Source organism: Altererythrobacter lutimaris (assembly GCF_013371495.1).
In the GTDB taxonomy this organism is placed as follows: Bacteria; Pseudomonadota; Alphaproteobacteria; order Sphingomonadales; family Sphingomonadaceae; genus Erythrobacter; species Erythrobacter lutimaris_A.
In genome coordinates this window covers 53,620-72,530 of the sequence record NZ_JABWTA010000001.1, presented here as the reverse complement: position 1 = coordinate 72,530, position 18,911 = coordinate 53,620, and the positions used below count along the sequence as shown (strand labels likewise).

General features: G+C 59.8%; 21 protein-coding genes. 2 read left to right on the top strand and 19 right to left on the bottom strand.

Annotated features, from left to right (window positions below):
• Positions 1-9 precede the first annotated feature (9 nt).
• Positions 10-1,278, top strand: coding sequence for a glycosyltransferase family 2 protein (locus tag HUO12_RS00325; protein ID WP_176271711.1), 1,269 nt, complete (start codon positions 10-12; stop codon positions 1,276-1,278).
• Positions 1,279-1,498: 220 nt separating this feature from the next.
• Complete coding sequence (locus tag HUO12_RS00320; RefSeq protein WP_176271710.1) at positions 1,499-3,028, top strand: lipopolysaccharide biosynthesis protein; 1,530 nt, start codon at positions 1,499-1,501, stop codon at positions 3,026-3,028.
• Here HUO12_RS00320 and HUO12_RS00315 read toward each other — a convergent pair.
• The 19 genes from HUO12_RS00315 to fliF form a co-directional block, all read right to left on the bottom strand.
• A complete protein-coding gene (locus HUO12_RS00315; RefSeq protein ID WP_176271709.1) occupies positions 3,025-3,576 on the bottom strand; it encodes an acyltransferase in 552 nt (183 codons plus the stop codon). The genes HUO12_RS00320 and HUO12_RS00315 overlap by 4 nt on opposite strands.
• 34 nt (positions 3,577-3,610) lie before the next feature.
• A complete protein-coding gene (locus tag HUO12_RS00310; protein WP_176271708.1) occupies positions 3,611-4,666 on the bottom strand; it encodes an NAD-dependent epimerase/dehydratase family protein in 1,056 nt (351 codons plus the stop codon).
• Positions 4,663-5,385 carry a class I SAM-dependent methyltransferase gene (locus HUO12_RS00305; RefSeq protein ID WP_176271707.1) on the bottom strand — a complete coding sequence of 241 codons (723 nt, stop codon included), beginning with the start codon at positions 5,383-5,385 and terminating at the stop codon, positions 4,663-4,665. Before HUO12_RS00305 ends, HUO12_RS00310 begins: the two co-directional genes overlap by 4 nt.
• Positions 5,386-5,448: 63 nt before the next feature.
• Complete coding sequence (locus HUO12_RS00300; protein WP_176271706.1) at positions 5,449-5,859, bottom strand: flagellar protein FliS; 411 nt, start codon at positions 5,857-5,859, stop codon at positions 5,449-5,451.
• Entirely contained in the window at positions 5,859-7,307 is a 1,449-nt protein-coding gene (fliD, locus tag HUO12_RS00295) for a flagellar filament capping protein FliD (protein WP_232367262.1), read from the bottom strand. Before fliD ends, HUO12_RS00300 begins: the two co-directional genes overlap by 1 nt.
• Before the next feature lie 12 nt (positions 7,308-7,319).
• Positions 7,320-8,453 (bottom strand): EscU/YscU/HrcU family type III secretion system export apparatus switch protein, encoded by a 1,134-nt coding sequence (locus HUO12_RS00290; protein WP_176271705.1) that lies wholly within the window; start codon positions 8,451-8,453, stop codon positions 7,320-7,322.
• On the bottom strand, positions 8,450-9,235 hold the full coding sequence (locus HUO12_RS00285; protein ID WP_176271704.1) for a flagellar biosynthetic protein FliR: 786 nt from the start codon (positions 9,233-9,235) through the stop codon (positions 8,450-8,452). The genes HUO12_RS00290 and HUO12_RS00285 overlap by 4 nt, the downstream gene beginning before the upstream one ends.
• 3 nt (positions 9,236-9,238) lie before the next feature.
• Complete coding sequence (locus HUO12_RS00280) at positions 9,239-9,511, bottom strand: flagellar biosynthetic protein FliQ (RefSeq protein ID WP_176271703.1); 273 nt, start codon at positions 9,509-9,511, stop codon at positions 9,239-9,241.
• Positions 9,512-9,526: 15 nt separating this feature from the next.
• On the bottom strand, positions 9,527-10,321 hold the full coding sequence (gene fliP, locus HUO12_RS00275; protein ID WP_176271702.1) for a flagellar type III secretion system pore protein FliP: 795 nt from the start codon (positions 10,319-10,321) through the stop codon (positions 9,527-9,529).
• Complete coding sequence (locus tag HUO12_RS00270; RefSeq protein WP_176271701.1) at positions 10,318-10,617, bottom strand: flagellar biosynthetic protein FliO; 300 nt, start codon at positions 10,615-10,617, stop codon at positions 10,318-10,320. The genes fliP and HUO12_RS00270 overlap by 4 nt, the downstream gene beginning before the upstream one ends.
• A gap of 3 nt (positions 10,618-10,620) precedes the next feature.
• A complete protein-coding gene (locus HUO12_RS00265) occupies positions 10,621-10,965 on the bottom strand; it encodes a FliM/FliN family flagellar motor switch protein (protein WP_176271700.1) in 345 nt (114 codons plus the stop codon).
• Complete coding sequence (locus HUO12_RS00260; protein ID WP_176271699.1) at positions 10,962-11,867, bottom strand: FliM/FliN family flagellar motor C-terminal domain-containing protein; 906 nt, start codon at positions 11,865-11,867, stop codon at positions 10,962-10,964. Before HUO12_RS00260 ends, HUO12_RS00265 begins: the two co-directional genes overlap by 4 nt.
• Entirely contained in the window at positions 11,864-12,451 is a 588-nt protein-coding gene (locus HUO12_RS00255) for a flagellar basal body-associated FliL family protein (protein ID WP_176271698.1), read from the bottom strand. Before HUO12_RS00255 ends, HUO12_RS00260 begins: the two co-directional genes overlap by 4 nt.
• A gap of 61 nt (positions 12,452-12,512) precedes the next feature.
• On the bottom strand, positions 12,513-13,847 hold the full coding sequence (locus HUO12_RS00250; protein ID WP_176271697.1) for a hypothetical protein: 1,335 nt from the start codon (positions 13,845-13,847) through the stop codon (positions 12,513-12,515).
• On the bottom strand, positions 13,844-14,311 hold the full coding sequence (locus HUO12_RS00245; protein ID WP_176271696.1) for a hypothetical protein: 468 nt from the start codon (positions 14,309-14,311) through the stop codon (positions 13,844-13,846). Before HUO12_RS00245 ends, HUO12_RS00250 begins: the two co-directional genes overlap by 4 nt.
• Complete coding sequence (locus HUO12_RS00240; RefSeq protein WP_176271695.1) at positions 14,308-15,648, bottom strand: FliI/YscN family ATPase; 1,341 nt, start codon at positions 15,646-15,648, stop codon at positions 14,308-14,310. The genes HUO12_RS00245 and HUO12_RS00240 overlap by 4 nt, the downstream gene beginning before the upstream one ends.
• On the bottom strand, positions 15,645-16,247 hold the full coding sequence (locus HUO12_RS00235; protein WP_176271694.1) for a FliH/SctL family protein: 603 nt from the start codon (positions 16,245-16,247) through the stop codon (positions 15,645-15,647). Before HUO12_RS00235 ends, HUO12_RS00240 begins: the two co-directional genes overlap by 4 nt.
• The gene (gene fliG, locus HUO12_RS00230) at positions 16,231-17,238 is read right to left on the bottom strand and encodes a flagellar motor switch protein FliG (RefSeq protein WP_232367261.1); all 1,008 of its coding nucleotides are present in this window, start codon (positions 17,236-17,238) and stop codon (positions 16,231-16,233) included. Before fliG ends, HUO12_RS00235 begins: the two co-directional genes overlap by 17 nt.
• Positions 17,235-18,911 carry a flagellar basal-body MS-ring/collar protein FliF gene (fliF, locus tag HUO12_RS00225; protein ID WP_332310350.1) on the bottom strand — a complete coding sequence of 559 codons (1,677 nt, stop codon included), beginning with the start codon at positions 18,909-18,911 and terminating at the stop codon, positions 17,235-17,237. Before fliF ends, fliG begins: the two co-directional genes overlap by 4 nt.

Below are 18,911 nucleotides of genomic sequence, written 5' to 3'. Positions count from 1 at the left end.
AGTGCTTCCATGACGCGCATCAGTTTCCTCATGCCGACTTTCAACAGAGCGCATCTGATTGAAGAGTCGATTGCGTCCGTGACATCGCAGATGTCTGCAGACGATGAGCTGATCCTGATCGACGACGGCTCGAACGATGACACGCCTGAGGTTTTGAAGCGTGTCACCGGGGACCACCGGATCATTGCCCAAGAAAACAGCGGCAAGGCTGTCGCGCTCAATCGAGGGCTCAGCGAAGCGCAAGGCAAGTTCATCTGGATTTGTGATGATGACGATCTGCTGCGCGAAGGCTGTGTGCGGCTGATGGTTGCTGCGATCAACAAGCCGAATACAGACATGGTCTTCGCGCGCTACACCCGCTTTGCCGAAGTGGATGGCGAGCGACGGGATATGGGCACCGGTTATTGGCCGGACCTGTCCAAAGGCAGCATTGCGCGCCATGTGCTGGAAGATTCTTTCGTTATGCAGAACGCAACGCTGGCAACACGTGAAGCCTATGCCAAAGTTGGTTCGTTCGACGAAACGCTTCTGCGCTCGCTCGATTATGACATGGCGGTCCGGCTCGCGACGCAAGTGCGCTGCCGTTATGTCGACTTCATTGCTTTCGATCAGCGCAAGCATGATGGCGCGCGCGGGCCGGCCAGCATTCGCCATGCGGCTGGCAGTTCGGAATCGGTCTGGCTGGACTATGATCGCCGCATCTTTGAGCGCCAGCGCCAGATCATTCCTCTGAGCTTTTACCAGTCGATGTTCACGCATACCGATCCGCGCTTGCGCAAACGCGCAGCATTGCTGCAACGCGCCTGCGTGTCGGCGCGCCACGATATGTGGAGCGATGCTGTGAATGATCTGCGCGCGGCATCGGCCCTTGCCCCGACAGTCGCAATTGGCTCTGTCGAGCGCGACATTTGTCGCCGTGCAGTCTGCGGCAAACACGGTTTCCCCGGCGCTCTCGAAGACGAAATTGTCGCTCGTTTGCGCAATCTCGAAGGGGAAGGCGGCAATGCAACTGAGATCGTGGAAACGGTTTTGCGCGGCACTTTGTGGCGATTGCGTGATGACGATAAAGCCATGCGTCAGTCAGCCAAGGACCTCATCACTGGCGTTATCGGCCTCAGCGGCCTGGCGCGCCTCTCAGCGAGCCATCTGGTCAGCAAAATGGGATCGGAAAGCGATAACGGGATCGCTGAAAAACGCGAAATCGAACCGCTTATCGTGGCAAATCAGCAGGATAGGAAGAGCGACTTGCCGGCTGATGCGAGCCTTGCGGGACGTTGAGCCGGATGACTTTCACTTTCCCACAACGGCGGCACTTACGGATAAGTCGATCAGCGCGATGCGTCGCAGGGCGACTGACCCAGTCATGGATATGCATCTTGCAAAGAGTGTTCATCAGACCCGTTCTAACCCTTGGTAAATATGGGATTGTTGGATTGCCCATAAGCGAGGGTTGCGCGAGCGCTGCGTCACAACTGTATCGCAACGGGACGCACACAGCATGAGCGGTGAAACGCCCATGGAAGAGCCCGGTCGGCGCGACAAACTGGTCGCCGGGGCCGCCTGGATGGGCGGTGCACGGATCGTCAATGCAGCGATCTCGTTTACCAGCATTATCCTTTTGGCACGGCTACTTGCGCCTGATGATTTCGGTCTGTTCGCGATCGCGACAGCCGTATCGCTGCTGATCACAATGGTTAGCGAGCTGTCGGTCAGCCAGGCTCTGATCCATGTCGAAGACCTCGAAGATGGACACTTCGATTCCGCATTTACCATCAACATCATCCGCGCTGCTTTGATGAGCAGCACAACCGCGCTTCTGGCGATCCCGGTTGCGCAATTCTACGATGACATGCGGCTGGTCGAAGTCCTCTACATCTTTGCAGGGATCGCTTTTATCGGCGCGCTGATCAGTCCGAAATTCATCCTCTATCAGCGCGAGCTGGATTTCCGCGCCATGGTCGCGCTCGACATGGCGGACAAAGTGGTCGGCTTGATTGTGACAGTCGGGATTGCCTGGGCAACGGGCAGCTATTTTGCGCTTCCCATCGGCATTCTCGCTTCGCAATTGGCACGCGTCATTCTGTCATATTTGTTTGCACCTTACAGGCCGCGCATCACATTATCGCATTGGCGCGAACTCGTGCATTTCTCGGTATGGATGACGCTCGGCATGTGGGTCCAGACGATTAACTGGCGCACGGACCCTATGGTGCTTGGCCTGTTCGTGCCGTCTGCAGCGATCGGTCAGTTTTCGATGGCAGAGCGGACCTCCGGCATTATCTCGCGCGAGATATTGCATCCGGTTTCGCACATGCTGTTTCCCGCATTCTCGCGCATTCGTTCCGATGCGGCGCGGCTGCGCCAAGCCTATGTCGATGCGCAAGGTGTGCTGGTGACCGGCATCCTTCCCATGGCGGTCGGGCTTGCCTTGCTCTCTGACCCCGTCGTGCGGCTTTTGTTGAGCGATAAGTGGCTGCCAGCCGTGCCCTATATCCAGATCCTCGCATTCTGTGTCGCTTGCCGGCTGCTCCAGTCGTTGAACCCGGTTGCTATGGCGACCGGAGACACCAAAGCGCTTTTCAATCGCGACTTGCGCGGAATGCTGATCCGGCTGCCACTCATGGCTCTCGGCATCATCTGGGGTCTCAGGACAGGCAATGACGTGATCCTGGGCGCGCTATATGGGCGTGCGATTGCCGCTGCGATCAATGCACTCCTCAACATGATGCTGATCGCACGGATCAGTCCCGTGACAGTCGGAGATCATGTGAGGCTGGCGGCGAGACCAGTGATCGCTGCTCTGGTCATGAGCGCGGTCGTCTGGGCCGCTTCCATCAGCTTTGCGCCGTCAATATATCTGTTCCAGATCGCAGTGGAATTCGGACTGCTCGTCGCGCTTGGCGCGATCACGTACTGCGCTACAATTGCAGGCTTGTGGTACGCACGAGGCCGCCCGGAAGGCGCGGAAACGCATATGCTCGATATCGCGAAGTCAGGCCTTGCGAAAATCCAGATCAAAGCGGGCTAATCCGCATCCTCCTCAGGCTTGATCCTGCGCGCAGGCGAGCCGCCAAGGACAATACCGCCTTTGAAAGGCCGATTGACAAGCGCGCCAGGCAACACTTGCGTATCATCGCCGAGCTTGGCGCCATCAGCGATCATGGCGCCTGCTCCAATCGAAACCCGGTCGCCGATGACAATGCCTTTGGATGAGCCGCCAAGGTCCTCCAAATGCACGCCTTTCTGATCATAGCGGTAATTGCCGCAAATGACTTTAGCATCGGGCCCTGAGACAAAATCATCACCGATCATGGTCCCGCCTTCGCGCGACGTGATGAAGCAACCCGCTTCAATCCTGGCCCGCGCGCCGATATGCAAGGGGCCGGTAAAGGCCTTGATCTTCACGAACGGACCGATGCGGCAATCGCGCCCCAGGACAAGGTTGGAATTCAGCTCCACTTCCGCACGCGGGCTCACCCGGGCGCCATATTTGAAGTAGTATATCAGCGAGACGATTATCTTCGGAGTAAGGACCCGCCTGATCCCGAGCCACATTTTCTGGCGCGCTGTCAGCATGGCGCAAGACCTGATGACGCTGGTCTAGCCAGGATCACAGAAGATCGCGTTCGCGGTACCATTGGACAGTCTTGCGTGCGCCTTCCGGCAGATCAACGCGCGGCTCGTAGCGCATCCGCTCTTGCGCTTTGGCAAGGTCAAACGCGCGGTTGTGCGTGAAGAAACCCACCCGACGCCGCGACAAAGGCGGGCGGATACCGAAAGGCTTGCACAACAGCTCGATCGCGGTCGCCAGCAGCATGACCGGTGCCAATGGCAGCCGCGTATCCGGGCTCTCCATATCGAGCGCTTTAGCGATGACCTTGACTGCATCGTTCAATGTAATCGGCTTGCCAGAGGCGATGTTGAAGGCTTCCGCATGAACCTGATCGCGCGGCGCGACAGCGGACAGCAGCAGCGAGTCCACTTGATCATCGATATAGCCGAAATGCGCGAGCGTATTACCGCTCCCGATCATCACGAAATTCTCGCGCGCAATCAGGCGAAAAAGCTTCAGCTGCCGCATATCGCCCGGGCCGTAGACCATCGCCGGGCGGTTGACAGTGATGACCATCTCGTCCTCGCCAAGCTCGCGCGCCATCATCAGGATCGCCCGCTCGCCAGCCAGCTTGGAACGGTGATAGCTATCCATCGGATTGAATGGCGATTCCTCGGTCGCAGGGATTTCCATGACATCGCCATGCACACCCACCGTGCTGACATGGACGAAACGCTTCACCCCGGCATCGTAAGCTGCTTCTGCAAAGGCCATTGTTGCGGTTTCATTGACTTCAAAATATTCTGCTTCAGAGGCTTCGGTTTCATTGAACATAGCAGCGACATTGAAGACGATCTCAACGCCTTCGAGCAGCGGCACAGCATCCTTCGTCTGCTTCAAGTCGAAAACCGCTGCACGGTGGCCTTTACTGCGAAGCTTGTCGCATTGTTCCTGGTCAATCGTCGTACCCAGCGCATCTGCGCCGATGTCGCGCAAGCGCGTAAGCAAGGCACCGCCGATAAACCCGCCCGCGCCTGTCACCAGGCATTTCTTGCCTTTGAGCTCGCGCTCCGCCGCACGCACAGCCATCAAGGAGCTATCCGGCAGGCTCACTTGCTACGAGCCCCTTCGATGAGAACCACGCTCGTAAACAGCTTACCATGCCGCAAGAATTGACGCTTACGAGCCAGAACCCGCACGTCTTCAAATCCGACTGATTGCATCATCGTCATCAGCTCCCCGGTATCAGCAAATTCGACACCGTCCCTCAGAACAAATTTGTGTAATGCGCCCCATAGCCGAGTGAGTGACGAGCCTTGCGTGTCTCGCTCTACCAGCACCAGCTTGCCGCCTGCATAGAGGCTTTCCCTTATATGCGCCAGTGCCGCTTTCAGATCAGCCATGTAGTGCAAGCTGCTGAGCGCGAGCGCCAGATCAAAGCCGGGCTGAACGGCGTGTTTGCCAGCCGCGATTTCTGGCCTCAATTTCTCCCAATCGCCCTGATGGAAAGCGACATTGCTGAAGCCCTCTGACGTGGCGCGCTGCTCTGCCTCTGCGATCATCCTTGGCGACAGATCAATACCGTGAAACTCGATTTTCGGATGCTCAGCCGCGAGCTGTCTTAGCGCCCAGCCTGTCCCGCAACCGATGTCGAGCACGCGGCGGACATTCGCCAAATCGAGATGCCCAAACACTTCGCGCGCATGCATCTGATACCACGGGGCAAGCCTGCCGCTTTCATAGCTCGGCGCCCAGGCATCGAACTCTGCTGTGATCGCAGCGCGGCGCGACGCGGCAGCGTCATTGCTTTTCTGGTTTGCCCCCGCACTCATAGTGGCGAGCATTAATGCGGGCGAACCTCCGTCGCTGCAACCCCCATCCCCATGGCATAGGCACTAAGCCGCTTGCGGCGCACTCGCTTCTGCACGCCGTGCCGCGTCCATCGCATCCATGACGTCGATGAAGTCCTGCCGCAATGTCACAAGCATATTCTCATCATAGCGGATCGTGATCTGCCGCACTTGCAGGCTCGCCGCGCTGTAGAATTCTCGCAAAGTCGCGCTCATCGGATTGGTAGAATCGACCGCTCGCTCCAGCCCGAGAATGATCTGCCCTGCCCGGCTGAGCGCATCGGTCAGCTCCATGCGATCATCGCGCTTGGCCGCCGCATGCGCGCTCGCAAGCGCCTGCACGACTGCCTCCAAGCAAATCTGCGTGAGCTTCGTGCCGTCAGACCCTTCGATCCGCGCATCGAGTTCAACGCGGCGATAGGCTTCAGCGGGATTGGCGGTAAGCGGCATCATCATCAATTATTCGTGTTGTTCCAGATCTCGATCTGAGACCGGATGAAGTCCAAGGTCGACTGCGAAGCAGACACATTACGATCAGCGGCGATAAACTGGCTGGTCATGGTCTCGCGCAGTTTGTCCTGCTGCTCTGTCACGCGCGCCAGACGTTCATCATTGCGTTCCACTTGCTGCGTGTAGCGGGCGACTGAGCCAGCGAGCGAGCCGGGATCGCCCGGAGCCCCCATTGAGCGCGAGATATCGTCAATCGTCGCGAAGATACCGAACAGGCCGGTGGTGAACATGGCCGCTGTGGCTGTCGGGTTCTCTGCCAGGCTTTCGTTCAAGCGCGCGCTGTCAAAGCTGAAGGAGCCGTCGCGATTGATCGAGACACCAAGATCTGACAGCCGGCTCGGTTCACCCGGCGCTGTATTAGGCATGATGACTTCGGACGTCAGGCCGGAGAGAGCACGCTTCAGCCCGCGCGCACCGGCATCACGGCCAAGCTCTCCGCCAAGCGGATTGGCGACATCGCGCAGATTGCTGGTAATGTCATTCAGAGCGGCCACAAGGTCGCCCATCACAGCGCCAATTGCATCATTGCGTGAGGCAAAGCCGATTGTTGCAGGCGCTCCGATATTGGTGGACGTCAACTCGGCGCTGAGCCCGCCCGGCAAGTCAGAGACAGTGTTGGACTGGCTGCGCATTTCGATAGTGTCGAAGCGGAAGATCGCATCCTGAGCCGTGCTGCGTTGCTGACCTGTATCGCTCGCCGGGTTCCAGCCGAGATAATCGAGACTACCCGGCGCGCCGCTTCCCCCGCCAGCCGGCGCGGCTTCCAAAACAAAGCCGTTCGCATCGCCTTGCTCGCCCTTAATGACGAGCTGCGCGCCATTGGTGCCATCGGCAACATAGGCCGTCACGCCGCTACCAGTGCCGTTGATCTTACGCGCGACATCGGCGAGCGTGTCATCGGGAGCGATAGCAATATCAATTGCTGCACGCTCGGTGTCAGCGGTGAAGCCTCCGCCTGCGACAGTACCAAAACGCAAAGTGAGCGTGCCTTCGCCGACAAAATCCTCGCTGCTGCCATAGGCTGGCATGACCAGCGTCTGTGCATCCGCCAGTTGCGTGACTTCCAGCGAATAGGTCCCGCTTGGGTTTGCGCCCGGCAGGACGGAAACGTCAGCGATGGAGGGGTTTGTGAGGCGCGCTGCAGGAGCGAGGTCGCCATTGCGCATCCGGTCGCCCAATGCGCTCGAAAGCTGCGAGAGCTGATTGCGGAGATCCGAGGCTGCGCTGATACGCGTCTGAAGCTCTTCATTACGCGCTTCAAGCTGCGCGATAGCAGGGGCGAAACGGGCAGCAGACAAGTCCGCTGCAAGCTTGACCATGTCCACGCCGCTACCGCCGCCAAGGGTTCCGACAATCGATGAGAGAGCTGTTTCCATGCCCTCTAAAACGGCCATGCCGCGCGATGCTTAAGCCTTTTGCAAATTGCCGTCTGCATCAAAGCGCAAAGCGACAGGCACATCGACCTGCGGACGGCGCGGTTTCTCGCCGCGTTTCAACGACATGACGAAAGCGACGAGCGAAGCGATCGCGATGTAAAGCTCTTCGCGGATGACCTGGTTTTCGCGCGTGGTGAAGTACACCGAGCGGGCCAAGGCCGGGTATTCGAGCACCGGCAATTTCTTTTCCGCTGCCAGCTCGCGCATTGCGAGCGCTTTTTCACCGCGCCCTTTGGCGAGCACAATCGGTGCAGGTGCGAGTAGCGGATCATACGTAAGCGCAATCGCAAAATGAGTCGGGTTCGTCAGAAGGAATTGCGCTTTCTCCATGGCGCCTGACACGCCTGCTCTCGCCATGTCACGCTGACGCTGTTTCTGCGCCATTTTCTTTTCCGGGGAGCCTTCAGTTTCCTTGGTCTCGTCGCGCAGTTCCTGCTGCGTCATCTTCAGCCTGCCGATGCGGCGGACCAGCTGGATCGGATAGTCGATCAAGGCGATCACAAACAGGCCGAGCGCGAGCAGGCCGACCAGCATGACCGCTGCATCCCAGCCTGCGGCCAGTTGTCCTTGAAAGGCGCCCCGCCCCAGCTTGATAAGCCCCGGCATATTCGTCCACGCCCACCACATAGCAATGCCGCCGAGCAGGATGAGCTTAAGCAAACTCTTGCCGAGCTCGATCAGGCCTTGCGTGCCGAACATGCGCTTGAGCCCTGAAAGCGGATTGATGCGCGAGCCCTTGGGCGCGGCATTGGCGTTGACCCAGCGCCCGTCGCCGAAGACCAATTGCGATGCGACTGTGAAGATCAGCACGGTGAGGCCGAGGAACAGGATCGGCGGCAAGAGAGCTTCGAGCGCGTGGCTGAAACGTGCGCCTGCGGAGAAGCTCTCCAGCGCGCCGTGATCGAAGCGGAAGCCGACTTGTGCAACGCTGCGCAACCCTTCCAAGAGCCATGGCCCGCCCATCAAGAGCCAGCCGCCGCCCACGGCCACTGCGACAGCGGTTGCGACCTCACGGCTGCGCAGAACGTCGCCTTTCTTGGTCGCATCGCGCAGCCGCTTTTCCGTCGGCTCAAAACTCTTCTCGCCCGCCGGTTGCTCGCTCATGGAGCCACCACCAGCGCGCCGACTTGTTCAAGCGAGAGCTCGGACAGATCGACGAATTGCTCGAACAGGATGGCGGAGGATGCGATCAAGGCTGCAAGGCCCGCAAGAACGCCAGCCGGCAAACCCAGGGCGAACAGGTTAAGCGATGGCGCGGAGCGGCTCAGCACGCCTGTGACGATCTGGACGAGCAGCAGGACCAGCACAACCGGCAAGGCAATCGCAGCGGCGGTCAGGAAACCAAGCCCTGCGAAATTGACCACTTGCATGGCGCGTTCCGGCGTGAAGATCGCAAGACCCGGCGGCAACGCGCGATAGCTTTCCAGGATAAGCTCAAGCCAAATGAGATGCGCGCCAATGCTGAGGAAGATAAGCGTCATCAGCAGCGAGAAATACTGCCCGATCGCCCCTGACTGCGCGCCGGTATTGGGATCAACCGAAGTCGCAATCGCAAGCCCCATGGTGCCGGAGATCTGCTCGGCTGCAATCAACGGAATTGCAAAGGCGATCTGCAGCACGAAGCCCAGCGCTACGCCGATCAGTGCTTCTTGCAACACGATCAGCATCGCTTCCAAGGAAAGCATTGGCGGGAGATCCGGCACGGGCATCCAGCTCATGATGAACAGCGCAAGCACGAAGCCGAACAGCGCGCGGATCGTCACCGGCACGCTCATCATGCCGAACATAGGCGCGGCCATCAGCGCAGCTCCGCAGCGGATCGACAGGATCAGCAGCGTCCAGAGCTGCTCGTCCAATGCGCCGAAGCCGAAATCGGTGACATTCATGGATCAGCGCGCAATCGCTGCAATCTGCGCGAAGATCTCGCGCGAGAAATCCGTCAGCAAGCTCATCATCGCGCCGCCCATCAGCACCATGATCGCAGCGGTGATCGCCAGCTTTGGGACGAAGCTTAAAGTCTGTTCGTTGACGGAAGTCGCCGCCTGGATGATCCCGACGATCAGGCCAACCGCGAGCGCTGCCACCAGAACGGGCCCTGCGACCAATGCCGTAATCCACAGCATCTGGTCGGCAAGCGCCATAATCTCAGCATCATCCTGCATTACCTACGCCCTCCGCTACGCAAAGCTCATGGCGAGCGAACCCATCAGCAGCGCCCAGCCGTCGACCAATACGAACAGCAGCAGCTTGAACGGGAGCGAGACAATGGTCGGCGAGAGCATCATCATGCCGAGCGACATCAACACGCTCGCAACAACCAGGTCGATCACCAAAAACGGCAGAAACAGCATGAAGCCGATCTGGAACGCGGTTTCCAACTCGCTCGTCACGAACGCGGGCAGCAGGATCGAATAGGGAATGTCGGAAGGCGATGCGAAACCCGGATTGCCCGCAATATCCGCAAACATCGCAAGATTGGCTTCGCGCGTCTGGCGCAGCATGAACTCATGAAACTCTGCTCCTGCCGCGACAATCGCCTGATCCGCTGTCATCTGTCCCGCCATGTACGGCGCGAGTGCAAGCGTGTTCACATCAGCCAGAGTGGGCGCCATGATGAATAGTGAGAGGAACAGAGCGAGGCCCACAAGCACCTGATTAGGCGGGCTTTGTTGCAAACCCAAAGCCGTCCGCAAGATCGCCAGAACAATGATGATGCGGGTGAAACTCGTCATCATCAGAACCAGCGCGGGCAGGATCGTAAGCAGACCCATGACCAGCAGCAGCTGGAGCGATATCGACAAGGGAGCGTCAGAACTTTCAGAGCCTGCACCGAGCGCACGCTCGATCGCGCTGCCAACGCCTTCCGCCGCCACGGGCGGGATCGGCGCTTGCGCATAAGCGATGCTCGGCGCGAGGATTGCCGCCGCGCCGAGCGCGATAGCAGCAATCAGAAGCGCGATGCGGCCTGTCATTGTGCTTGCTCCAGCGCCTTAGGCTGTTTCGGCACCGCAGCGCGCGCTTCCACTTCAGCGAGCCGCGTCAAACCCTGTTTGGAACAGCCGAGCAGAATCTCGCGCCCGTGAAACTCAACCACCGCAAGCCGAATGCCCGGTGCGAGAAAGCTCGTCTCAACCAGCTTGATCGCGCGCTCAGACGAGCCGCTTTGCGCGAGCCGATTTTGCATATGTCGCGTTAATTTCAGGCTGCCCCAAATGAGCAGCGCGAGCAGCGGCAGGACAAAGGCGAGCTTAGCGAAATACCACAGCATGGCTTACGCCCCTGCAGGTGGAGGAGGCACAGCAGATGCAGCCTCACTCGGCCCATCTGCCGCCGGACTTGGGCTGTCAGGCACAGGATCCGGCATTGGGCCGACGCCCACCAGTTCAACAATGCGAAGCGCGAATTTGTTATCCTGCGTCACCACCTCTGCGCGCGCGATCGTGTGCCCGTTGACCATTACATCGAGTAGTTCGTCGGTCAGGCGGTCAAGCGGCACAACGCTCTCCGGCCCGAGCGCCAGCACTTTCTTCAACGGCAGGTCGACGCGGCCCAGCTCGACCGAGACAGTGACGGCAATATCATCGAGCAATTTCGCGTGGGCGGCTGCGGCGTTCATGATGTCATCTCCGGGGAGGAAAGGTTTGAAATGCGCAGAGCAATGCGCTCGTCGAGCGCGCCTACGCGGCCATGCGCCAAGGTCTGGCGTCCAATCATCAAAGGCACTTCGCGCGCCGGGGCCAGCGGTATGGAATCGCCGGGCGAAAGCCGCGCCAACCGGCCCAAAGGAAGCTTGAACTCAGCGAGAATCGCGCGGGCGAGCAGCGGAATGTCCGCGAATGGCTTGGCATCGGGGCTTGCGGCAAAGCCGTTTTGCACCTTGCTGCCGCTGCCTGTGTCCAGCACTGCATCGAGCGTATGCTCTGTTGTCATCAGCAAGAACGACCAATCGCTGCGCCCATCCTGTTTGACGGTCACTGTCCAGCTCAGGCAATAATCGCCGCGCGGAAACACTTCCATCCGGGCGAATTTCTCATGCTGGCTGAGGATTTGCGGCGCAGGTTCCCGCTCAAGTGCTTCAGCAATAGCGCGCGCGACTGACAGTCCCACTTCCTGCAGCGCCAAAGCGCAGGATGCCGGAAGCGCTTCCAATTCCTCTGTAGGCTCCTCGCCTTCGCCGCCAAACAGTCTATCAGTCAGGACCATCGCGGTTTTAAGGTCCAACGAGAGTGCATAAGGCTGGGCTGCGTCCGCCACACCAAGCGCAAAATTTGCGGCACGCGGGCCGATGGTCTGCGCGAGCGAGCTGGCTGTTTCCGGCCCGCGCGGTTCGATTGCGACTTGCACGCTCTTGCTTGCCAGTAATGAGCGCATGCCCGTTTGGAGCATCCGCGCGAGGCTCTGCGCAAAGTCAGTGCGGGCTTGCTCGATACGCTCAGGATCGCGCAGAGGCTTGCTGATCAGCTCCGCACAATGATTGGCAAGAGCGCGCTCTGCCACAAAGTTGTGATCTGTCTTCATTGGACGAGGAACTGCTCGAAATAGACTGCATCAACGCCGCCAAAGCCCTCTTTTTCCTCAAGAACTTTGTTGATCGCTTGCGTGAGGCGTTTGGACATGCGTTCCTTCCCGTCCGCCGAGAACGCGTCTTCTTCCGGCGTTGCAGCAAGCTCGACCAGAATCGCTGAACGCACCGCCAGCTCATGCCGCTTGAGCCATTGCAACACGCGGCCATCGCGCTGCGTGGAAGTTGCGAGGCTGACCTGGATGATGCCGGTGGAATCAGCAAAATTGGACGTGAAGCTGTTCTCGAAGCGGAAATAGGCAGTGCGATATTTGCTGCCGCCTTCACCGAATACGGCTGCATCGGCTGCGGCATCCTTGCTGTCGGATGGCGGCGCGTAAGGGTCGGTCTCGCCTTTCAGGATAAGCTCTGGGCCTTGCGGTTCTGCGGCTTCCGCAGTTGGACCGAGCAGACCTGCCGCCATAGCGCCATAGACGCCGCCCGCGCCCGCACCGAGCAGCAACACGGCACCGATTATCAGCTTGAGCTTGCCGCCTTTGGGCTTCTCGTCTTCGTCCTTTGCCTTGTCTTTCTTCGCCATAGTTCCAGTCTCAAAATGTCAATTGTGTGTGCAGTTGAAGTTCAGGTCTTGCGCTGCGCAATCAGGCGTAGAGCCCGCTGGTAGACGGCCCTGAAGTGATCATTTCCTCGCGTTGCTCATCGCTGCTGCGCGATGCTTGTCCGCTCATGGAATCGCGTTCGCTCTGTGCTGAAGATTGCTCGCCTGAGCCTCCGCCCTGCTGAAGCTGCGCGCCGAAATCGCGTTGCTGCTGGCCGCCTGATGAGCCTTGGCCTGCGGCGTTATCCTGCCCGCGCGATTGGGCGTTGTAGCTGTCGCTGACAGCGGCAACACTGCGTTCTGCGATCGCGTTTTGCGCGGCAAGAGCAAAGCCGGGATCGCGGCTGTTAAGCGTTGCCTTGAGCTCGCCTTCAATCGCGGCGAGCTTCATGCTGACAACGCCGAAATCCTCGTGCCGGACAAGCATCTCGCCTTTAGCTGCGCGGCCCGTTTCGCGAGCCTGAGCCAAGTTCTCGATCAGTGTCTCAAGCTGGCTGCTATCGCGCAGCGCGCTTTCGAAGCCGCTTGTCGAGAGGCGCTGTGTGCTGGCATTCGCTGTGTCGCTTGTGGCCCCAGTTGTGAGGCCAAGCTGGTCCAGCGCGCGCGACGTCGGTGCCGGATCGCGCATGATTTCCTGCACGATGGCAAAGCGCTCGCGCACTTCGCTGGCAGGGCGACCAATAGCTTCAGCAAGCCGCTCAAGCATGGCGGAGCTCTGTAAACTTGGCAGCTCGGCATCTTGTGTCGGCGGGATCTGAACGGATGGACCGGCAGGCTGCGCAGCTCTCCCCATGATAGCTTCCAAAGCGCGCTCAAGCCCTGCCCGGCGTGCTTCTATGCCGTTGGCTTGGCGAGCAGCGGCGGGCTGGCCTGCATCATTGGAGCCGGTTTGGCTCAGCAGCGATTGCAGACGGGCAATGCTAGCGGCGAGTGGCGGGGTGCTGTTGGTAGTATCGGTTAGGGTGCCGGTTTGCGGGCTTGAAGTTTGGGCCGCGCTCGTGAGAGCTAAATTGGTCTCACCAGGAACTACGACTTGGAGCCGGCCATCTATCAAAGCGATGCGTTGATCTCGACCAATCTCCTGGTCATCTCGAGTTATCTCGGGGTCATCTCCAGCACTCGCAGCGGCGCCATCCGGCAAGAGATTGCCAAGCAGTTCGACCGGATCGCTGTCACCCGGCAAGCTATTGCCGCCCGGCAATCGCGGACCGCCCGAAACCAGCTGCACTTCGCCATTCTCGATCTGCAGCACATCGGCAAGTGCTGCCGCAAACTCCGCGCTCAGGCCGATTTCAGTGATCGATTCCAGTGGCTTGCCGACAGCGATGCTAGGTCCGCCGGTTGGCTGAGGTATCATTGAGCTGGGCAATTGGATCATCGCTGCGGTTCCTTTTTCTCCGCACCTGAAGAAGCAATTCTCGTGCCAATTTGACCCGGCGGCGCGGCTTGGCTGAGCGCGCGCTGCGCTTGCTTGCGTTCGACAGCGCGCTCGGCATCGCGCCTACGGGTATTCAGTGTTTTCAACCGGTTATCGAGCCGGCCGAGCGTTTGAGCACTGCGATCCGCTTCACTCTGCGCCACATCGCTCATCTTACGCGCATCATCGCTAACGCCGTGAAGCGCGCCGCTGAAGCGAATTAGGCTACTCAGATCGCTCGCATTTTTGACTGACATTCGGGAGGCGCGATTGTCCGCCAGGGCCTCGCTCCGCTCTGCCAAAGCGTGCATCCGGGAGCGCTCTGATTGGGCATCGGCCAGTTCGCGCAAAGCGAGCTTGCGTTCGATTGCACCGATCCGGGACTGCCGCGCAAGAACGGCCGCTTTTTTCTTCTCCCGGTTCATGCTTCCGCCTCAAGCCTTGTGGCATTAGCCAAAGCCGCGACGCTATCGGCAATCGTTACTCGTTCATCCGCATCCTGTTGAAGAAAAGTGTTTATTTTCGGCATTGCCGCCATTCCGCGGTCGAGCAACGGATCCGAACCAGGACGGTATGCGCCCATCATGACAAGGTCGCGATTGGTCTGGACCGCAGACACGAGCGACCGCAATTCTCGCGCATCGCGGCGATGCTGCTCGCTGACAATTGCGTCCATCACGCGGCTAAGCGAAGCCGAAACATCTATCGCGGGATAGTGCCCTTGTTGAGCAAGCTCGCGCGATAGAACAATGTGGCCGTCAAGGATCGCGCGTGCTGTATCGACAACCGGATCATCCTGATCGTCCCCGTCAGCAAGCACTGTGTAGACACCAGTGATCGCGCCCCCGCTCCTTGCGGAATTACCGGCGCGCTCGACCAGTCTGGTAATCGTCGCGAGAGCAGAGGGCGGATAGCCACGAGCAGCACCCGGCTCCCCGAGCAGGAGCGCAATCTCTCGCGCGGCATGCGCGACACGTGTGAGGCTGTCGAGGATGAGAAGCACGCGCTTACCCTGGCTACGAAAGTATTCCGCCAGAGCGCAGGCATATTGCGCACCGCGTAGCCGTAAATTGGGCGCATGGTCAGCCGGGACCGCGACCATGATAGTGCGGTTTCGCTGAGCACCGCTCATGTGGCGCGAGACGAAATCCGAGACCTCGCGCGCACGCTCGCCGATCAAGCCGACAATCGTAATGTCCGCTTCGGCGCCATGAGCGATCATGTCGATCAGGACAGACTTGCCGACACCCGAGCCTGCCATGATCCCGAGCCGCTGGCCGACGCCCATGGTAGCCAGTCCATTGATCGCACGTACTCCGCAATCGAACGGCTCGACTACGCTGCTGCGTTCCAGCGCGCTTTCACGAATCCCGCCTAGCGGCCACAGTTCGCTAACGTCAGGTCGCTCGCCGCCGTCAATCGGACGCATACTGCCGTCGACGGCACGGCCAAGCAGCGCTTCACCGACATGCACCATGCCCGGATCACGGTCTGCGCGCACATCCGCACCCGGTTGAAGCATGACGGTATCGCCGAGAAGCATCATCAGGCTGTGGCCTGCGCGAAAGCCGATGACTTCAGCGGTGCAGCCGCGCGGTTTGTCCTGCGTTTCTATCCGGCAGAGCGTTCCGATTGGGGCCGGCAAGCCTGACACTTCGACCAAGCCGCCATCACAAGCGACCACGCGTCCAACCCGAACCGGCGCTGGATCAACGCCGCGCGACGCCATTGCCTCTAGCTCTTTTTGGAGCGTTGCGATCATGTCCGCACTGCCGCTGCAATGGCCCGTCGCCAATCCGCGGGCCCGTCAGTGAAGCTGCCTTCCGGCCCTTCCAGACGAAGCGAACCGCGCTCGATTCCGGCATCCTCGCGGATAATAACGGTCTCGCGTACATGTTCATCGATACTTGCTGCATCGTCGGGATGAACATGCAAGACGAGTTTGTCGGTCGCGTCTTTGAACTGAGCGATCAGTGTCTCGCAGCGAGATTGCAATCCTTGCTTGTCGACCGCGAAATCGCCGAGGATCGGCTCGCACAAGGCAAGCACTGTTTTGGCTAGTTGATCGGACAACGCAGCGTGTGCTGCCTTGTCAAATTGCGCCAAGGCGAGTTTGAACCTGTCCTGCTGCTTTGCCGTCTGCTCATGTTCCGCGAGCGCTGCCGCACGTCCCGCAGCTTCGCCTTCCGCATAGGCCTGCGCGCGCAGTGCCTCTGCGCTGTCAGCATTGCTCGACGTGCCAACAGCGGCTCGTTGAAACAGTCCGTCGACAAAGCCTTCGCTGCCTTGAAGCGCGTCGATCCAGGAGGGCTGCGACGCAGTAGAAGCCGGTTGTTCGAGAAGATCAGACAAACTCGCCATCGTCCCCGCCCAGACTGAGTTCGCCTTCGTCCGACAAGCGGCGAGCAACCTCGACAATCTTCTTCTGCGCGGCTTGAACATCTTCACGGCGAAGCTTGCCGCGCAGTTCGATCTCGTCCTTCACGCCATCAGCAGCACGGCTCGACATGGCAGAGAAAAACGGTTCCTGATCGTCTTCGGACAGACCTTTCAAGGCATCGACAAGAACATCGTTTTCGACGTCGCGCAACAAGCGACCCATGCCCATCCGGTCGAGCTCGTACAGCATTTCGAATGTGAACATTTCTTCTTCGATCGCCGCGGCAAGCTCTGCGTCGCGTTGCTCGATGGCTGGCAATACTCGCTGTCCGACAGCGCCCGCTGCTGCATTGATGAGGTTAGCCGCTTCGCGCGCTCCGCCAAGCGTCAGGGCTGCTGCACCAAAGCGCTCGCCAATCCGTTTGGACAGAAGAGTGTCGAGCATGTCGATGGTTTGCCCTGAGACCGGACCAAGCTTTGCAATGCGTTCGACGATGCGCGGTTGAAAAGCTTCGGGCATCAAAGATAGGATTTCCGCTGCTGGCTCTGCTTCCATCATCAGCAGAAGTACGGCGATCACTTGAGGGTGCTCATCTTCGATAAGCGGCGCGACAATCGACGGAGCAAGCCAGCGCGCCAGCTCCAAAGATCGCGGCCGCTCTTCAGGCTGAATGCGCTTCATCACACTTTCCGCTTTCACGTCGCCAATCGCATTGACGAACAGCGAGCGGACATGATCTTCGCGGCCATCGGCGGACAAGGCTTCGCGATCAGCCTCTTCCACAAAGCTCGCTATCGCACGCGCGATACGCGAGGGATCAACGTCACCAAGCTGGCACATCGATGCGCCCACGCGCTCCAGCTCATCGGGTCCAAGCCGGCCGAGCAGTTCAGCGGCATTGCGATCTTCGAGCAGCAACACGAAGACAGCAGCGCTATGCGCTTGAGAGAGTTCAGCAAGCTCGCTCATCATACAGCTTCCGGCTTTTCAGGCGCTGCGAGCATGCGCTGAAGGGCCGCCACTGCCCGATCCGGACGCGCTTCGGCCAAGCGCCGCGCCAAGGCCACTTGCTCGGCCAGATCCGCCGGTACGCCTTCGCTTCGAGCCTGTGCTGCCAAGCGCTGAACTTCAGCGGTTTCCTCTTCGCTCAGCTCAACTCCGCCCGCATCGAGCAGCGCTTGTTGTGCTTCTTCCGCGCGCTCTTGCTCAACTTGCCTGGCTTCCTTCAACCGCTTGAGCATGGGCCGCACCCCAAGCAGCAAGACCAGCAAAACCGCGAGCACGGCTGCGCCATACCGCACAACCATCTCGAACCATGGCTGCTCGTAGAAAGCTGGCTCTTCGACCGCAGGGGCTTCGAAAGCGCCGGTAACGACGGTCACAACATCGCCGCGTTCTGCGTCCGCGCCAACCGCTGCTTCGATGAGCGCTTGAATGCGTTCTTCATCGGCAGGTGCGATGGCTTCGAGAGCGCTCGCGCTGACAGCCACGGCGACCGATATGCGGTTGACCCCGCCTGGACGCGTGCTGGTAACAGCCACTTCGCGGCCGATTTCATAGTCGCGGCGCGCGCTGGTTTCGCTATCGCCCGGTGTCGTTTCAGCCGGTTGCGCTTCGCCACCTTCTGGCGCTTCCTCGACCAGTTCTGCCGGGGGTGGAGGTGTATTCGCAAGAACGCCCGGCACTCCGCCAACCTGCGATCCGCCTGCGCGGTTGGCGCTGGTGGTCGCTTCGCTGCGAACCACACCTTCCTGATCGTAGGTTTCGCGCGCAGAAGTCACTTCCTGCCGGTCTAGGTCGATCTGGACTTCGCTGGTGAAGTTTCCTTCACCCAGCAGCGGGACCAGCAATTGACCGATCTGATCGCGAAGCTTCGCTTCAAATTCCCGCTGCAGCATCAACTCGTCAAGCACGCCATTGCTGTCAGAGGTTAGCAAACGGCCATTCTGATCGACGACCCGTACTGCATCGCTCGCTAAACCCGGTACCGAGCCCGAGACCAGGTTCACAATCGCATCGACCTGATCCTTGGAAAGGCTGCGGCTGCGTGAAAGTCGCACCATGACTGACGCACTCGGCGGACTGTTCTCGCGCACGAAAACAGAGCGCTCAGGAGTTGCCAGATGCACTCTCACGCTGTTGATGCCGTCGATCTCCTGAATGGTCATCATCAGCTCACGCTCGCGTGCAAGACGCAAACGTTCGCCTTCAAGTGTTCGACTTGATCCGAGCGGGATCGCATCGAGCATTTGCGAAGCGTCTTGAGGAGCGGCGAGCCCGGTATTGCTCGCGACCAGCATGCGGGCTGCATAAAGATCGTCCTGCGCGACCGTGATCATACCCGTGCCCGGATCGATCTCATATCCGATCCCGCCGCCTGTTAGAGCTTCAGCAACGCTGGCACGCTCGGCATCTGTCAGATCCGAATAGAGCACGCGCTGCGGCCCCGCCGTGATGGCCATGTAAGCAAGGCCGGCAGCAGCGATGGCTGCAAGCCCGCCCAATGCTGGGATAGTGCGCTTCACAGCAGGTTGAGCCATGAACTCAGACAGACGCGCATAGGGCGAAGCCCCTGCACTGCCTTGAGGCTGTGCGGGCAGAGCTCCGGTATCACCAGCGATCGCGGGAGGCGGATTGCTAGCCAC

Bases quoted from the DNA above. Each gene is read 5' to 3' on its own strand.
- HUO12_RS00320 (WP_176271710.1), top strand. From the start codon at position 1,499: ATGAGCGGTGAAACGCCCATGGAAGAGCCCGGTCGGCGCGACAAACTG.
- HUO12_RS00250 (WP_176271697.1), bottom strand. From the start codon at position 13,847: ATGATCCAATTGCCCAGCTCAATGATACCTCAGCCAACCGGCGGACCT.
- fliD (WP_232367262.1), bottom strand. From the start codon at position 7,307: ATGGCCGTTTTAGAGGGCATGGAAACAGCTCTCTCATCGATTGTCGGA.
- HUO12_RS00280 (WP_176271703.1), bottom strand. From the start codon at position 9,511: ATGCAGGATGATGCTGAGATTATGGCGCTTGCCGACCAGATGCTGTGG.
- HUO12_RS00290 (WP_176271705.1), bottom strand. From the start codon at position 8,453: ATGAGCGAGCAACCGGCGGGCGAGAAGAGTTTTGAGCCGACGGAAAAG.
- HUO12_RS00240 (WP_176271695.1), bottom strand. From the start codon at position 15,648: ATGATCGCAACGCTCCAAAAAGAGCTAGAGGCAATGGCGTCGCGCGGC.
- HUO12_RS00260 (WP_176271699.1), bottom strand. From the start codon at position 11,867: ATGAAGACAGATCACAACTTTGTGGCAGAGCGCGCTCTTGCCAATCAT.
- HUO12_RS00245 (WP_176271696.1), bottom strand. From the start codon at position 14,311: ATGAACCGGGAGAAGAAAAAAGCGGCCGTTCTTGCGCGGCAGTCCCGG.
- HUO12_RS00255 (WP_176271698.1), bottom strand. From the start codon at position 12,451: ATGGCGAAGAAAGACAAGGCAAAGGACGAAGACGAGAAGCCCAAAGGC.
- HUO12_RS00305 (WP_176271707.1), bottom strand. From the start codon at position 5,385: ATGAGTGCGGGGGCAAACCAGAAAAGCAATGACGCTGCCGCGTCGCGC.
- HUO12_RS00265 (WP_176271700.1), bottom strand. From the start codon at position 10,965: ATGAACGCCGCAGCCGCCCACGCGAAATTGCTCGATGATATTGCCGTC.
- HUO12_RS00300 (WP_176271706.1), bottom strand. From the start codon at position 5,859: ATGATGATGCCGCTTACCGCCAATCCCGCTGAAGCCTATCGCCGCGTT.
- HUO12_RS00270 (WP_176271701.1), bottom strand. From the start codon at position 10,617: ATGCTGTGGTATTTCGCTAAGCTCGCCTTTGTCCTGCCGCTGCTCGCG.
- HUO12_RS00235 (WP_176271694.1), bottom strand. From the start codon at position 16,247: ATGGCGAGTTTGTCTGATCTTCTCGAACAACCGGCTTCTACTGCGTCG.
- HUO12_RS00325 (WP_176271711.1), top strand. From the start codon at position 10: ATGACGCGCATCAGTTTCCTCATGCCGACTTTCAACAGAGCGCATCTG.
- HUO12_RS00285 (WP_176271704.1), bottom strand. From the start codon at position 9,235: ATGAATGTCACCGATTTCGGCTTCGGCGCATTGGACGAGCAGCTCTGG.
- fliP (WP_176271702.1), bottom strand. From the start codon at position 10,321: ATGACAGGCCGCATCGCGCTTCTGATTGCTGCTATCGCGCTCGGCGCG.
- fliG (WP_232367261.1), bottom strand. From the start codon at position 17,238: ATGATGAGCGAGCTTGCTGAACTCTCTCAAGCGCATAGCGCTGCTGTC.
- HUO12_RS00315 (WP_176271709.1), bottom strand. From the start codon at position 3,576: ATGCTGACAGCGCGCCAGAAAATGTGGCTCGGGATCAGGCGGGTCCTT.